The 16,468-nt window shown below is 71.8% G+C and carries 5 protein-coding genes and 1 pseudogene; all 6 read right to left on the reverse strand.

Annotation, left to right across the window (positions count from 1 at the left end; all coding sequences use genetic code 11):
* Nucleotides 1–248 (reverse strand): annotated as a pseudogene (locus ABZ656_RS48975) (IS6 family transposase); the annotation flags it as partial.
* 281 nt (nucleotides 249–529) lie between these two features.
* Nucleotides 530–2,149, reverse strand: a complete 1,620-nt coding sequence (locus tag ABZ656_RS48980; protein ID WP_360277898.1) for a carbamoyltransferase C-terminal domain-containing protein — start codon at nucleotides 2,147–2,149, stop codon at nucleotides 530–532.
* Between the two features lie 300 nt (nucleotides 2,150–2,449).
* Nucleotides 2,450–3,739, reverse strand: a complete 1,290-nt coding sequence (locus ABZ656_RS48985; RefSeq protein WP_360277901.1) for an ATP-grasp domain-containing protein — start codon at nucleotides 3,737–3,739, stop codon at nucleotides 2,450–2,452.
* 64 nt (nucleotides 3,740–3,803) lie between these two features.
* Nucleotides 3,804–4,274, reverse strand: a complete 471-nt coding sequence (locus ABZ656_RS48990) for a flavin reductase family protein (protein WP_360277909.1) — start codon at nucleotides 4,272–4,274, stop codon at nucleotides 3,804–3,806.
* A gap of 134 nt (nucleotides 4,275–4,408) precedes the next feature.
* Nucleotides 4,409–5,176 (reverse strand): alpha/beta fold hydrolase, encoded by a 768-nt coding sequence (locus ABZ656_RS48995; protein ID WP_360277904.1) that lies wholly within the window; start codon nucleotides 5,174–5,176, stop codon nucleotides 4,409–4,411.
* Entirely contained in the window at nucleotides 5,173–16,431 is an 11,259-nt protein-coding gene (locus ABZ656_RS49000; RefSeq protein WP_360277906.1) for an SDR family NAD(P)-dependent oxidoreductase, read from the reverse strand. The genes ABZ656_RS48995 and ABZ656_RS49000 overlap by 4 nt, the downstream gene beginning before the upstream one ends.
* Nucleotides 16,432–16,468: the final 37 nt, after the last annotated feature.

Consider the following 16,468-nt stretch of genomic DNA (forward strand, 5'->3'; position numbering starts at 1 on the left):
AAGACCTCGTCCAGGTGCCACTTGTCGCCGGGCCGTGGCCGACGGCGGCGCAGTCCGTTCGCGTAGGCCTGGCCGAACTTGGCGCACCAGCGGCGGATGGTCTCGTAGGAGACGATCACGCCGCGCTGGAGCAGCAGCTCCTCGACCTCGCGGAAGCTGAGCGGGAATCGGTGGTACAGCCACACGCAGTGGGATATGACCTCGACCGGGTAACGGTGCCCCCTATACGACGGCGACGCGCTCTCCACGGACGATCCCCCTCCACCACGACCAACCAGAAGATCATCCCACCCAGTCAGTCAACGTGACAGCGCCGAAGATCACCCCACCCGGACAGCCAACGTGACAGTGCCCACCGACCTGAACAGCCGCCCATGCAAGTCGCTCAGCTGGGAAACCCCAGCCGAGCGCCTGCCTAAGCTGCTCGCCACCACACAGCAGTGATCACGTGTTGCGACGACTACTGAAATTCGCCCGCACGTGTCTTCCGCTGCGGCGCACCGGCCTTGGCACGTATGAACATCGGTCCCTACGCCCCGGGCCGGAGGAGGTGGTCGCCGAGGACCATGAAGTCCAGCCCGATGCCGAGGAAGGTGCGTACCGCGTCCGCGGAAGAGTCGACGACGGGCTCGTCGCGGCCGTTGAACGAGGTGTTGACCAGCACCGGTGGCACTCCGGCCGTTCGCAGCCCGTGCAGCAGGCTTTCGACGACCGGTGCCTGCCCCGGCACGATCACCTGCGGGCGTGTGGTTCCGTCGACCGGGTGTGTCGCCGCCGGCATGACCTTGCGGGCGTGGCTGGAGACGACCGCGCTGCCCACCATGTAGCGCTCGCGCAGTCCCTGGCCAGGCCACAGCGCCGGGGCGTAGTCCGCCAGCGTAACGGGGGCCAGCGGGCGCCACTGCTCACGGTTCTTGAGCGTGTTGATGCGGTTGCGGACGTCGGCCGGATGGGGGATGGCCACGATCGACCGGTGTCCCAGAGCCCGCGGCCCGATCTCCGCCCGGCCCTGGGCCACCGAACCGATGGCGCCCTCGAGGAGCAACTCGATGACGGCATCAGGGGAGAACTCGGTGACGACGAAGCCCGCACGGCGAAGATCGTCCAACTGCTGACCGGCGACGGACAGATCGGTGCCGAGATACGGCGACTCCAGCACCCCCTTGTGCTTGGGCGGGCAGATCGACCATGCGGCGCCGACCGAGACGCCCGCGTCGTGAGGGAAGGGGGGCACGTACACTGGTTCGGGGAGCTTGCCGTTGGCCACGCAGTTGAGTGCCACGCCGCCGGCCAGGCAGATCTCCTGGGTGCCGGCTTGATAGACCGTCTCGGCGTGGAAGGCCCGGTAGGCCTCCTCCACGGTGCGCTGCGCGCTGGCGGCGATGCGCACGGCCACCGGGTCCTTGTCCAGGTGCTCCGTCGTGGCGGTCACCGCGCCAAAATGGTCGGAGAAGTAATTCTTCCACTCCTTGACCAGGACATCGGAGTCCACATCGGCGGGAACGTCCAGGGGCGGCTTGCTCTGCCAGGTGCCGTCGCCGATCAGGTCGCCCATGGGGATGAGCGTGCTGTCGCCGCCGACGCCGTACGGGGCCAGGCCCATGGTCTTGCCCGCGCCGAATCTTCCGAAGCCCAGCAGGTCGGAAGCGGCCTCGTACATCAGGCCGATCGAATAGCCGCGCGCCCACTGCCGTTTGAGGGTGAGACCCGAACTCCGGTCGCCCGCGTAGATGGAGGCGGACTCGAGCTCGCCGCTTCCGTCGACGACCAGGACGCCGGCCCGCTCGAAGCCCGAGGCGTAGAAGGACGACAGGGCGTGAGCCAGGTGGTGCTCAACGAAGACGAATTCCGGACCGTCCTCCCCTGCGGCTTCGGCGCCGAACAGTTCGGCGTACATGTCGGCTCGCTCGGCGTCCTCCCAGGTGCGGAAGCGCCGCATGTCCCAGCCCATGGCCACTGCGTCGAGGTCACGCCAGGTGAGGCCGGCGGTCGCCAGGCAGTACCGGGCGGCGTTGACGGGGAATCGTCCCGGCGCGTGCTTGAGCCGGATGAACCGCTCTTCCTCGGCCAGCGCCACGATCCGGCCGTCTCCGTCGATCAGTGCGGCCGAGCTGTCGTGCAACTTCCAGTTGATACCGAGAACCCACATGCGTGGTGCCCCCTTCGTCAAGCATTACGGATGGTTTGTCATGGCGCGACGGCCGGCGAGGAGACCTCTGCCCGGTTCGTCTCGCCGAGGGACACCGGAAGCGCTCACCCGATGCGCGAGCGGAGATCCGGAGTTCTCCAACGACCGTTCTGGCACTTCCGCGAAGGACGCCTGGGGGCCCACGGCTGCGACGGCGCTGACAGCGAGGGTCCGCCCCATCCGTGTCCGCCGCGCGACGCCGGTCGGCCACCCCGGCTGGCGGCCTGCACAACGGCCACTCACGGCCGGCCGGGAAGCCCGTCACGGGGTGTCCGGCTCGACATCGATCGAGTACGCGTCGCTGATGACGCGCAGGTCCCGCTTGACGGATGCGGTGCTGGCACCGGTCAGAATGAACCTGCCGGATGCCACCGCCAGTCCCAGTTCGTGGTTGAGCAACTGGCCGATGTCGGGGGTGTCGTAGAAGACGACAGAGCTCGGTATCCGGTCGAGACCGTGAACGCGCCTGACCCGGCAGCGGTCCTTCTCGGACAGGGCGCAATAGATCCAGCCGGAGGCGCCAGGGCGGTCGGTGCCCAGTTCGAGGTGGGTCGCGGGTGTCTCGATCGCGGAGGGCAGGTCCATGCACGACGCGATCGACTCCTGCACCAGGTCGACGCCGTAGACGGTCTTCAGGTGCCGGCTGATGTACTCCCCTCCGAACCGGTTGGCGATCTCCAGGAACACCAGGTCGCCGCTCGGGGTGAGGAACAGCTCCAGGTGGAAGGAGCCGTCCCGCAGCCCCAGCGCCGCCAGGACACGGTCGGTGAAGTCCGCGATGCGCCGGACCAGGGCTGAGTCGTCGATGGTGACGGACGCCAGCGGTCCCACGCCGCTGTTCTGGAAGGTGAAACAGGATCCGAGGAAATATTCGGCGGCGCTGAGGAAGAGGACGCGTCCGTCCCGGACGATGCCGTCGACATGGCACACCGTTCCCTCGATGAACTCCTCCACCTCGTAGCCGTCCTGGATTCCCTCGGCGTCGGCGTACTGCAGCAGGTCCGCGCCTCGGTCGAAGAGCCTGACGCCGATGCTGGCGGCCTGCCGTGTGGGTTTGAGGACGACCTTGCCGGGAAGCCCGGACACGATGGCGGTCAGCTCCGCCGCGGTGGTGGCCGCTCCGACCGGCCAGAACCGGGGTACTGGCACGACCTCGCACAGCATCTGCTTCATGAGGATTTTGTCGCGGAAGCGAAGCGCGGTCCCGACATCGACACCGGGGACCGCGAAGTGCTCCCGCAGGCGTGCGGCGGGCAGTGTCGTGTACTCGAACAGGCCCACCACGGCAACGGGGGGGCCGAAGTCCTCCGAGAAGTCCTTCACCAGGTCGATCATCTGATCCACCACCTGGTCGTAGCCCTCCACACCCAGGCCGTCCGGCAGGTTCAGAACGCCGACCCGGGCGAACCGGTCGAGCAGGGACTTCGATATGCGTCCAGCGGCGTAGCTGTCCACCAGCAACGTGATGTCGTAGTTGTCGACGTCGAGTGTGTCCACGTCCAGGAAGTGATCGTCGAAGGCGACATGAACGACATGCCGGTGGTCCGTCATATTGATTCCTTAGAGGGTGAAGGAGGCGCTTCGGCGTCGCCGGCCCGGTCTTTTCGGGGGACTGTCAATCCGCTGCCGGCTTGTCCGGAAGACGGTGGAAGTCGCCGTCGTGATAAATCAGCGGCCGCCCGCTGTTGAGGGAGCCGGCGTCGAGCGCCTCGGCGATGACGATGCGGTGGCTCGCCACGGATATACGAGCGGAGACCCTGCAGACGAGTCGTGCCAGGACACCGTCCAGAAGGGGGACACCGCCCGGGCCCACATGCCAGATCGTGGGAGGAGCGAAGCGGTCCGCGCCGCTGCGGGCGAAGGTGGCGCCCAGTTCCCGCTGATGGTCTGCCAGCACGTGTACGCCTACGTACTGCGCCTCCGCGATGACTGGCCAGCACGAATTCGATGTGGCGATGCCGAAGGAGAGCATCGGGGGTTCCAGGCAGACGGAGCTGAGCGAGGTGGCGGTGAAGCCCACCGGGTGTCCGCCGTGTGCCGTGATCACGGCGACGCCGGCAGCGTGCTGCCTGAACACCGAGCGCAGCGTCTGCGCGGAGACCGCGCCCTGCGCGCCTGCCCCGGCCCGAGGTGTCGTACAGGTCGCGGGGGCGTCGTGGTTCCCGCGGTCCGCGGCAGGCGCATCGGAGGGCCTGGCCTGCACAGCGTGCTCCTGACGGCTCACGACGTGCCTCCGGTGGCACTGGCGCGGATCACGTCCGCGATCTCGTCGGCGCGGCTGTCCAGGTAGAAGTGCCCGCCTTCGAAGACCCGCAGGGTGAAGCCCCGGGCGGTGTGCTCGGACCAGACCGCGGCCTCTCCGACCGTGGCCTGGGGGTCATTCCTGCCGACCAGGCAGATTACGGGGACGTGCAGGGGCGGCCCCGGAGCGTACGCGTATGTCTCCACGGCCCGGTAGTCGCTTCGCAGCGTCGGCAGGATCATGGCCAGCACTTGTTCGTCCTCGAGCACCTGTCTGTGCGTGCCGTCCAGTGCCCGGAGTTCCTCGACGATGCGGGCGTCGTCGAGGAGATGCATCGGGCGGCTCGTGGGACGCCTGGTCGAAGGGGCCCGGCGACCGGAGACGAACAGAGCCAGGGGAACGTCTCCTTGGCGTTCGAGCCGGCGGGCCACCTCGTAGGCGACCAGGGCGCCCATGCTGTGCCCGAACAGGATCGTCGGGCGCGGTCCGGCGGCACGCAGCTCGTCGGCGACGAAGCCGGCGAGGCGGGTGATGTCTTCGACGGGCGGTTCCGCGCGCCGGTCCTGCCGTCCTGGGTACTGGACGGCGAGCACCTCCATGGACGGGTGCAGCGTGCGCGACAGCTTGAAGTAGTAGGACGCCGCCCCTCCGGCGTGGGGGAAGCAGACGAGCCTCGGCCCCTCGGCGGATGCGGGGTGGAATCGCCTCAGCCACAGTGCCGCCGAGGTGGCCGTTATGCCTGTCATGCGTGCTTGTCCCCTTCGCGCGGTTCCGCTTCGTCGGCGGCCATGTCCGCGGACATGCCCGGGGCGGCCGGATCCGGGCCGGTGGCGCGGCGCCACGGGCGGCTGCCGATCCGGAAATCCGCCTCGTGGGCCACGTGTTCGACGACGCGGCCCAGTTCGTCCGCCATGGCCTGGGCCGTGGACTCCTCGAAGGCGTTCGCGTCGTACTTCAGGAACACCTTGTAGCCGTCGGGCCCCCGGTAGATCTCGACGGTCACCGGCATCTCGCCGGAGTCCGGCAGGTCGTCGAAGGGCCGCAGGTCGAGCGGACCCGGCAGCGCCCCGTCCGCCCCGGTGAACAGTGACGCCCCGTCGAAGTTCTGGAAGATCAGGTTGGTTTCCACGAGAGGTGGTGTCCCACTGCCTTCCTCCTGGGCGAGTGCCCGCTCGATCTCCAAAGCGGGATAGGACCCGTGGTCGATGCCCCGGACGACCGCCCGGCCGACCCGGCCCAGGAGCGTGCTGAACTGCTCCCCGTCGGACAAGGTGGAGCGGATCGGAAGGCAGTTGACGAACTGGCCGACCACGTCCTTGAACCGCTCCTCGTAGCGGCCGGCGGTCGGGAAGCCGACGACCAGGTTCGACTGACCGGTGAGGGAGTGCAGGAAGACGGTGTACGTGGCGAGGAACAGCGTGGCCACGCTGGTCTGGTGGGCGCGGGCCCGGGCTGCGAAGGCCTCCGTGACCTCCGGGGTGAGCCGGGCCGGGACGACGTCAGTGCGGGGCGCAAGCGCGGCGGTGTCCTTCCGGTCGCGGGGCAGGGCGAGTTCGTCGCGCGGTCCGCGCAGTTCCGCGAGCCAGTAGTCGCGGTGCCGGCGGGCCTTCGGGCTCTCCAGCAGCGCGGTTTCCCAGGCGACGAAGTCGGCGTAGGTGACGCTCTCCTGATGAGTCGTCAGGCTTGCGCCCGTTCCGACGGCCTCGCTGTAGGCGTTCTTCAGGGAGCGCACCAGGACCGCCGCGGACGTACCGTCCATAACAATGTGGTGCACCGTGATGAGCAGCAGATGCCGCGGGTCCCCGGTGCCCGTGTCCAGGGTGACGAGGTGGGCCCGGGCGAGGGGTCCGCCCGCCAGGTCGAACGGCTGGTCGGCCAACTCCTTGATGCGGGACAGCTGTTCGTCACGCGCGGTCGCGGTGACGCGGGTCCTGGTGAACGTCATGGCGCGGTCGCGGTCGATGTCCATGTGCGGCACGCCGTCCGTCTCGTGGAAGACCGCGCCGAGGACCGGGTGGCGCCGCGACTGCCCACGGCACGCCTCCTCCAGCGCGTCCGCGTCGAAGGCGCCGTGGATCTCGAACAGCAGCGGGATGTTGTAGGTGGCGGCGTCCGGGTGGCGCCGGTGCCCCCGCCACAGCCTGCTCTGGCTGCGCGAGAGTTCCCAGCGTTCGGTGGTCTCCGCCTCGCTGCCGGGCGCATCCTCGGCCTGGGGGCCGGCCGTTTCCCGCGCCGCCGGCCGGGTGGCTGCCACGAGCGCGTCCACCGCGTCGGGCCGCTCGGCCAGGAAGTGCTCCACCAGCCCGTCGACGGACTCGACCTCGAACAGCAGCGTCGAGGAGACGTCGTCGCCGAGATCGGCACGGATCGCCTGGGTCAACTGGAGGACGAGCAGCGAGTCCAGCCCATACGACGTCAGGGGCACAGCAGGGTCGATCCGCTCTGCGGGCACGCCCAGCACCGTCGCCGCCGACTCCCGCAGATGGTCCGTCAGCGCCTCGCCCACGTCGGCTCCGGTCGGGCGCGGCTCCGGCTCATGAACCCGTTCCGGCGGGGACCCCGGCTCCGGGACGGTCACGGACGTCGGGAGGGTCGCGGACGAAGGAGCATCCGGGACGACGGGGGTCGCCTGCCGGCCCGGGGCGAGCTGGCGCGTGGTTCCGTCGCTCTCGGCCGCGATGATCTGCTGGCCGAGGGCGTCCGCCTGCGGCAGCACGGACAGGACGGTCCGGAAGCCCTCGCCGTGCAGGACGTCGCGCCAGCCCTCGGGGGACAGCGCCGGCGATCCGGGGAGGCGCAGCCCGGTGTCCGTCGACAGCCACCAGCCTTCCAGCAGGCCGAAGGTGAGGTGGCTGAAGACGTCGAAGCGCGACAGCTCGTTCAGCACCAGCCAACCGCCCCCGCGCAGCGCCGCCTTGGCGTTGCGCAGCGTGTTGCGGATGTCGGCGGTGGCGTGCAGGACGTTCGCGGCGACGACGATGTCGTAGCCGCCCTCCTGGACGCCCTGGCCGGCCAGCGGCCGCTCGACGTCGAACAGCGCGCAGTCGAGATAGGGCACATGGGGTCCGTGGACCCGGCGCGCGTTGTTCAGGAACGCTTTGGACAGGTCGGTGTACAGGTAGGTGTCGATGCTGTCCTGGTGGGGCCGCAGCGCCCGGAACAGGCCGGTGCTGGTGCCGCCGGTGCCGGCACCGATCTCCAGGACTCGGATCCGCGCACCGGGATCCTGGCGCAGCCGCTCGGTCACCAGGGCGACGACGGTGTCCTGGACGGCGTGGTTGAACGCGTCCGCCACCGGGGTGTCGCGGTAGCAGCCCTCGACGAGTTCGAAGGAGCCGCGCGGGAACATGACGTCGGTCGGCCGCCTGACGCCGGTCAGGATGTCGGGCAGCGCGCGGAGCGTGGCGTCGACGAGCTCCAGCTCCGCCTTGAGGCCCGGGTCCGCGGACCACGCCTGCCGGCGCTCGTCCCACTCGGTGAGGAGAGCGTGCATGGGCGACGTGGAGTCCGGAATCACCCGCAGGGCCTGGCGCAGCCAGGGCAGGTACCGCTCCTGGATGCCCGCCCGCCGCAGGCGCGCCTCGGCGTCGGCGTCGGACTCGGTCTGGGCGGGGGCGTCCTCCACCTCGGTGAGCGCGCCCAGTTCCACGAGGTGGGCCCGCAGGAGCCGTCCGAGCAAGGGGTCGCGTTCCTCCGCTCGCCAGGCGGCGACGGCACGCAGCACATCCCGCTCCTCGCCCGGTGTCTCGCGCGTGGTGAGCGCGTGCGCGGGCACCCGCGCGGCGGTCCCGGCGCGCATGGCCGTCCGCACCGACGGCTCGACGCCGGTCAGCGCGTCGACGGTGGTCAGCTTGACGAACCCGAGCTGGTCGTAGGGGCCGCCGAGCAGCACGTCGAGGGCGTCCATCGCCTCGGGCGCCTCGATGGAGACCAGTCCCGCACGCTCCATGCGCCGGCGGTAGTAGTCGGAGGAGACGCTGCCCTGGCTGCCCCACCAGCCCCAGTTCATGACCTTGACGGGGCAGTTCCAGTGGTGGTCGAGGAGGCGGGCCCAGGCGTCGAGGAAGACGCTGCCGGCCGCGTAGTTGCCCTGTCCAGCCGTCGTCGCGAAGGACTGGACGGAGGAGAAGAACAGCGCGAAGTCCAATTCCTCGCCGTCGAGGACGCGTGCCGTCGTGACGGCGGCGTCCACCTTGGCGGACAGGCTCGCGAGCAGGGTCTCCTCGTCCATCCCGGCGAAGCTCTGGTCGCGCAGCACGAGGGCCGCGTGCACGACGCCGTGGATCCGGGGGAACGCGGGCCTGATCCGGTCGAAGGCGTCCCGCAGGGAGGCCTCGTCCGTGGCGTCGGCTCGCACGTAGCGGACGGAGCCCCGGCCGCGCACGGAGTCCATCCGGGCCCTGACCGCCGCGTCCTCGGGGCTGCGGCCGATCCAGACCACGTGGGCGCCGAAGCGCTCCACGACGTGCCGTGTCCACGCGGTGCCGAGGCCTCCGGCGCCGCCGACGACGACGTAGACGCCGCCCTCGCGGTAGGGGGCGCCGACCGTTGCCGCGACTTCGCAGGGGGCCCAGCGGCGGGTCAGCCACTGGCCGGAGCGGTGGACCCAGGAGTCCGTCCGGGCGTGCGTCGGCAGCGCCATGAGGTCGGCCGGCCACGGCTCGTCGCCGAGGTCGACCCGCCGCACGGACCAGTTGGTGTACTCCTGCGCGAGCGAGCCGAACAGGCCGTGCAGTCCCGCGTGTGCCGGCTGCGGGCGCTCGTTCGGGTGGGTGGCCAGGGCGTGCCGGGTGACCAGGGTGAGGCCGAGCGGCCTGGTGTCGTGGTCGGTGCGCAGCAGGCCCTTGATCATGCGGAAGGCCGCGACGGCGCCGTCCGTCTGGGCGGCGACGAGACGGTCCGCGTCAGTCGGTTCCGTCTCCGTGTCCGGCGCGATCCACACCAGATGGTCGACCGGCGCGGACGCGCGCAGGGCGTCGGCCACGTCGTCGGCGGACGCGGTGGCGGGCAGGTGCCAGGTCGTGCCGCGCGGGAACCGCCGTGCGAGACGGTCCCGCTGCCTGGTGTCGCCGCCCACGACGAGCACGTGGTCGTCGTCGCCGGGAAGGGCGCCGGTGAGGGCGTGCGGGGGCAGGACGTCCCAGATCGGCGCGAACAGCGACGGCGGCGGCGTCGCGATTCGGCGGGCGGTGTAGCCGGTCATGCGGACGCACACCTCCCCCGAGTCGTCGACCAGGTCGATGTCGAGACGGCTGAGCCCGTTCTCCGCGCCCGGCGCGTCCGCCGTGCGGACGACGGCCCACATGGACGAGGGGCACGGCGCGAAGGCGTCGAGCTGTTCGAGCGCGAAGGGCACGGACGTGCCCTCGGGCATGCCGTTGCCTGCCAGGAGGAGGGCCACCGAGGACTGGATGGCCGAGTCCAGGAGCGAGGGGTGCAGTACGAAGGGCCGCTCGGGCGTCGGCGCGGCGTCCGGGACGCGGAGTTCGGCCACCACCAGGCCCGGACCGGTGTGCGCCTCGCGGATGGCGCGGAGCGCCGGGCCGTGGTCGATGCCGCGGGCCACGAGCGCGGCGTGGATCCGCTCGCCGCTCACCGTGGTCCGGCAGCCGGCGCGTAGCTCCGACAGCGAGATGCGGGGCGGGCACGGCGCGTCGGACCGGGAGAGGCGTCCCTCGCAGTAGACCGCGGCCTCCTCGTTCGTCGAACGGAACTCGAAGGCGACGCCGCCGGACGCGGGGCGCAGCAGAAGTTCGACGTCGGCCGGAACGCCGTTCGGCGCGGTGCCGTCGGCCGCAACGGGCCGCACCCAGGTGACGTTGCGCAGACGCACCGTGTCGGCCGGGGAGACGCCGAGGAGGTCGGCGGCGGCAGAGCGGGCCATCTCCAGGTAGACCACGCCGGGCAGGACGTGCCGTCCCTGGACGACGTGGTCGTCGAGGAAGCTCCGGGTCTCGGCGAACGTGACGCGGGTGTGCGAGGGGCCGCTCACGGCGGGGGCCGGGACGGTCCCGTCGGCTGGCGCGGCCTCTGCCGGAACGGCCGGAGGTGTCGGGGCCGCTGCCTGGGCGTGCGGGGGCTCGGCAGAGGGGGCCGCCGCTGGGATCGCGGGGGCCGGGGTCTCGGCGGGGAGGGCCGCGCCGGCCCAGTGGCCGACCCGGGCGAAGGGGTACGTGGGCAGGGGCACGCGGCGGTACGCGCCGGCCGTGAACGCCTCCTCGTATGCGAGGTCCGCGCCGTTTGCGAACAGGCCGGCCAGCGACTCCAGTTCGGCGCGCAGGGTCTGGGGGTCGGCGGCGGGGTCGGCACACCGGCGCAGGGTCTCGCGGCCGAGGTCGGCTGTGCCCCACTCGCGGTCCGCTCCGGCGTCACCGGTGACGGCGCGGGGTCCGGCGGTCCCGGCCGCCAGCACGCGGACCAGGTCGTCGTGGTCGCGTACGACGCATGCGAACCGGTACCGGAAGTGTTCCCGTCCGGCGGTCAGGGTGTAGGAGAGGTCGCCGAGGCCCTGTTCCGGGTGGCTGCGGCAGTGCGCGGCCAGCCGCTCCACCTGCTCGCCGAGTTGTTCGCGGGAGTGGGCGGACAGCACGACGAGGTGGGCCGCGCGGTGCGGCAGCGCGGCGCGGACCCGCTCCGGCGCCTCTTCGAGGACCACGTGGGCGTTGGTCCCGCTGGCGCCGAACGCGCTGACCGTGCCGAGGCGCGGCACCCCGGCCGGGCTGTGCCAGGGCTGGGTGCGGGTATTGACGTAGAAGGGGCTGTCCTCCAGGGCGATCGCCCCGTTGGCCTCCTCGAAGTGGAGCGACGCGGGGATCCGGCGGTGCCGCAGCGCCAGGAGCACTTTGAGGACTCCGGCGACACCCGCCGCGAACTGAGTGTGGCCCAGGTTGGTTTTTACCGAGCCGAGGGCGCAGTAGCCCGAGTCGTCGGTGCCCTCCCGGAAAGCGCGGGTCAGGGCGCCGAACTCGATGGGGTCGCCGAGCTTCGTGCCGGTGCCGTGCGCCTCGGCCAGGCCGATGCGCCGGACGTCCACGCCGAAGGTGTCGTACACGTCGCGCAGCAGGCGTTCCTGCGACAGGGAGCTGGGCGCGGTGAGTCCGTTCGTGGCGCCGTCGTGGTTCACGCCCGAGCCGCGGATGACGCCGTGGATGTGGTCGCCGTCGGCGAGGGCGTCGTCGAGGCGCTTGAGGACCACGACGCCGACCCCCTCACCCGGCACGAAACCGTCCGCGCGGTGGTCGAAGGTGTGGCAGCGGCCGGAGGGCGAGAGCATTCCGGCGCGTCCGGCCAGCCCGTACAGGCGCGGTGTCGACTGGACGAACACCCCGCCGGCCAGGGCCATCGTCGTCTCGCCCGACCACAGGTCCTTACAGGCGAGGTCGATGGCCACGAGGGAGCTTGAGCAGGAGGTGTCGACCGCCAGGGCGGGTCCCCTGAGGTTGAGGAAGTAGGAGACACGGCCCGGGATGACGGAACCCATAGTGCCCCACAGTCCCTGCACGGGGGCGGACTCCCCCTCGCCGCCCGGGTAGTCACCGGCCCAGCAGCCGACGTAGACGCCGCAGCGCCGTTCGTTCATGGCGCGGGCCGGGTATCCCGCGTCCTCCAGAGCCTTCCAGGTCTCCTCCATGAACAGCCGCTGCTGCGGGTCCATGCCGCGCGCCTCGACGCCGGAGACGTTGAAGAACAGCGAGTCGAACTCGTCGACGCGGTCGAGGAATCCACCGCGCAGCGCGCCCGTGGCATCCGCGTCGCCGGCGGTGTCCCAGCGGGTCGTGGTGGTTATCAGGTCGTCGCCCGCGGCGAGGTGCGCCCACAGTTCGTCGAGGTTGCGCGAGCCGGCGAACCGGCCGCTCATCCCGATGACGGCAATGGGCGGACGCGCCTCGGCGCCGCTGCCCGCCTCCCGTCCGGCCGCGGGCCGTACCGTCGCGAACGGCTCCGGCTCCGACGCCGGGGACGCGCCGGCCGGGGGTTCGGGTCGTACCGCGGGCCGGGCGATTCCGATGTCGTCGCGGTGCGCCGCCAGCAGGTGCGCGGCGAGGCGGCGCACGGTGCTGTGGTCGAACAGGACGCCCGTGTCGAGGTCGAGCGACAGCTCCTCGCCGAGTTCGTGGGACACGCGGACGGCGAGGATGGAGTCCAGCCCGTAGTCGGCGAAAGCGGCGGTGGCGACGATGTCCTCCTCCGGCATGGCCAGCGCCCGCGCCAGCACGGCACGGACGATGCGCGGCACCTCCACGTCGAGCGACTCGCCCGACCGCGCCGACGCGTCCTCGACGGACGCGGCCGGGGCGGGGGTGGACGGGGCAGCCGGGGCCGGGGTGACCGTGGCGGACGGGCCGGGCCGGGCAGACTCCCGCGCGATGCCCGCCGACTCCTCCGCGCGACCGGCCGGAGCGACCGGTGCGAGGTCGGCAATCCAGTACCGCTCGCGGGCGAACGGGTAGGTGGGCAGGGCGACACGGCGGCGCCCGACACCGGCGTGCAGCGGCTCCCAGTCGATCTCCAGGCCCTCGACCCATACGGCGGCGAGTTTGGAGAGCTTCCCGCCCCGCGCCCAGCGCTCGACCAGCAGTTCGCGTACGTCCTCGTCGGCCAGCTCGGCGATCAGGCCCGCGCCGACGGCCGCCGGGCTGCCCCGGTGCACACCGGTGGCCGCGGCGGCGCCGTCGGCCAGGAAGCCACTCAGCGCCTCGCGCAGGCCGGCCGTCGAGGTGACGACGAGCGCGAGCCGCTCGCGCATGGCCTCACGGCCGGTCTGCAGGGTGAAGGCGAGGTCGGCGAGGTCGACGTCGGCGCGGGCGACGAACTCGGCCAACTCCGCTGCGGAGGAGTTCAGTTGCTCGGACGTGCGCGCCGAGAGGACGACGAGGTGCTCGGTGCCGACGCCGGAGGACTGGGCCATGCGGGGTTCGTGCTCCTCGGTCTGCGAGGACGAGTACTCCTCGACGATCACGTGGGCGTTGGAGCCGCCCGCTCCGAAGGAGGAGACGGCGGCGAGCCGCGGCCGGCCCTCGGCGGGCCAGGGCGCCGCCTCCTGCTGGACGAAGAACGGCGTCCGCTCGAATGCGATGTTCGGGTTGAGGTCCTCGGCGTGCAGGCTGGGCGCGAACTGCCGGTGGCGCAGCTGGAGGACCGCCTTGGTGAGACCGGCGATGCCGGCCGCCGCTTCCAGGTGTCCGACGGCGGACTTCGCCGAGCCGATCGCGCAGAACTGCCGCTCGGCGGTGTCCTGTTCGAAGGCGGTCGTCAGTCCCTGGATCTCGACCGGGTCGCCCAGTTCGGTGCCGGTGCCGTGCGCCTCGACATACCCGATGTCGCGCGCTGAGACCCCAGCGCGGTCCAGGGCGTCGCGAATCAGTTCCGCCTGGGCGCCGGAGCGCGGCACGGTGTAGCCGTTGGATCGTCCGCCGTGGTTGACGCTGGTGCCGCGGATGACCGCGAGGATGCGGTCGCCGTCGGCCTCGGCGCGGGACAGGGGCTTCAGCAGGACGCAGCCCACTCCCTCGCCGGGGACGAACCCGTGGCCGCCGCTGCCAAAACTGCGGCAGTGGCTGTCCTGCGACAGCATGCCCGAGCGGCAGAGTTCGACGTAGTCCAGGGGGTGGAGGTACAGGTTGACGCCTCCGGCGACGGCCACGTCGCAGGCACCCTGGTAGAGGTGTTCGCACGCCTCGTGCACGGCGGTCAGGGACGCCGAGCACATCGTGTCAATGGTCATGCTGGGGCCGTTGAGGTCCAGCAGGTACGAGGTCCGGGCGCTCAGGGACGCGAACGACAGCGCGGGGACGACCGTCTCGCCGGAGGGCAGCCGGGCGACGCCGTGGCGGGCATGGCCGCTCTTGGTGACGCCGGCGAAAACCCCGACCCGTCCCTGGTGACGCCGGCGCAGCGACTCGCGGGTGTAACCGGCGTTCTCCATCACCTCCCACGAGGCCTGGACGAAGAGCCGCTCCTGCGGGTCCATGGCGTAGGCGTCGCGGGGGGCGATCTGGAAGAAGAGCGGGTCGAACGAGGCGAAGTCGTCGAGGAATCCGCCCCACTTGCTGTAACTCATGCCGTTCGCCTGGGCCTTGCGGCGATCGGGCTCGTAGAAGCCCTCAAGCGGCCAGCGGTCGGCGGGGATCTCGCCGACGCAGTCCCGGCCGTCCCTGAGGTTGGCCCAGAACGCGTCGAGGTTTCCCGCCTTCGGGTAGCGCCCGCTCATGCCGATGACGGCGATGGGCTCGCGCACACGCGCGGCGGCGTTCTCGATGACCCGGGGCGCCGGTTCGCGGACGGCCGTCACGGCGCGGCCCGGGGCCGGGCGTGCCACGCCGGCGGCGGGGGCCGCGGCGGGCTCCGGCGCGGCCGACGGCTTCTCGGCGGCGAGCCGTTCGGCGACGGCCCGCAGGGTGGGCAGGTCGTAGAAGAGGGTCCGGGACACACTGCCGAAGGCGAGGGCGAGTTCCCTGTTCAGCTGGATGACCATGATCGAGTCGAGACCGGCCGAGCCGAGCGGCTGGTCCACGTCGACCTCGCGCGCGGGCATCTTCGTGACCTGGGAGAAGATCCGCACGAGACGGCGCAGGCTCTCGGCGGAGCCCGGCCGTACGGCGGCGGACACCTCCGGCCGGCCGGCCGCCGGGGCGGCGACGTTGCGCGTGCCGGGACCGGTGCTGCTGCCCGTACCAGTGCCGGTGCCAGAAGCGGTCACTGAGACGGCGGCGGCGTCGAACCCGCTTCCCTGGTGCGCGTCGGCGGCACCGAGTGCGGCGGCGGTCTCGGCAAGGCGGCCGTGGTGGACCCACACCCGGTCCTCGCCCAACCGCCAGGCGGCGGTGAGCGCGTCGATCCCGTCCGCCGAGGACATCGGGGTCAGCCCCCGGCTCTCCCACAAGCGGGCCAGCGCCTCGGGCGACAGCGCCATGCCGCCGTCCTCCCAGAGCGGCCAGGCGACGGACAGGGTGCGTCCCGAGCGTTCACCCGCGGCGACACGCATGGTGCGCAGCGCCGCGAACTCGTCGAGGAACGCGTTGGCGGTGGCGTAGTCGGACTGTCCCGGGTTGCCCGTGACCGCCGCCCCCGAGGAGAAGGCGATCAGGAAGTCCAGCGGCGCCCGCCCGATCGCACGGTCGAGGTTGACCAGGGCGTCGGACTTGGACGCGAGGACGTCCTCCCACTCCTGGCCGGTCTTGGCGGTCAGCGGCGCGTCGTGGATCACGCCGGCCGCGTGGAACACGCCATCGATCCGACCGAGTTCACGGCGGACGTCCGCCACCAGATGGCGGGTCTCCTCCCAACGGGAGACGTCGGCGGTCTCGTACCGGGCGACGGCTCCGGCGGCGCGCAGGCCGGTCACGAGCGCCTCGGTGCGGGCGTCGCCCGGCGACCGCCCCACCAGGACGACGGTGGGCCGCACGGCCTCCTTCGCGATCCAGCGGGCCACGGCGGAGCCGACGCCTCCGGCACCCCCGGTGATCAGGTAGACGCCGCCGGGGCGCAGCATGCCGACGTCGCCGAGCGGCGGTGCCGGGACCGGTGCCCAGGAGCGCGTCAGGCGCCTCCCGTCGCGGTGGAGCACGACGTCGTCACCGCTCGCGCGGGACTCGGCATCGAGGACGTCCCAAAGGACGGCCGGGGCCGGGAATTCGTCGAACCCGACGACCTGGCAGGTGAGATGGGGGTGTTCGAGCGCGGCGGTCCGCATCAGCCCGGTCAGGGCGAGGGCGACGGCGCGCGCGCCGTCGGCCGGGACGACCGCCTGCACGAGCGTGCCGCCGGGGCATTCGTCGGCCGCCGCGTCGCGGATGGCCTCCAGGTACTGCCAGCTCACGTCGCGGAACCAGCTGTCGAGACGCTCCTTGGACGAAGAGACGGTCACGCACCGTACGCCGGGGACCTGTTCCAACGCGGCACGCGCGCCGTCGGCGGCCTCGGGCAGGATGACGACGCGGCGCACCGCTTCGGCCGGGCCGCTGGTGGACGCCTCGGCGGGACGCGGGGTCCACCGGGGCACCCGCAGGACGGTTCCGACGGCCGGGGCCGCCGGAACC

Source organism: Streptomyces sp. NPDC007095 (assembly GCF_040634475.1).
Lineage (GTDB): Bacteria > Actinomycetota > Actinomycetes > Streptomycetales > Streptomycetaceae > Streptomyces.

What these genes read in the sequence shown, in the direction of transcription:
- ABZ656_RS48995 (WP_360277904.1), bottom strand. Translation starts at nt 5,176, where the DNA reads ATGACAGGCATAACGGCCACCTCGGCGGCACTGTGGCTGAGGCGATTC.
- ABZ656_RS48985 (WP_360277901.1), bottom strand. Translation starts at nt 3,739, where the DNA reads ATGACGGACCACCGGCATGTCGTTCATGTCGCCTTCGACGATCACTTC.
- ABZ656_RS48980 (WP_360277898.1), bottom strand. Translation starts at nt 2,149, where the DNA reads ATGTGGGTTCTCGGTATCAACTGGAAGTTGCACGACAGCTCGGCCGCA.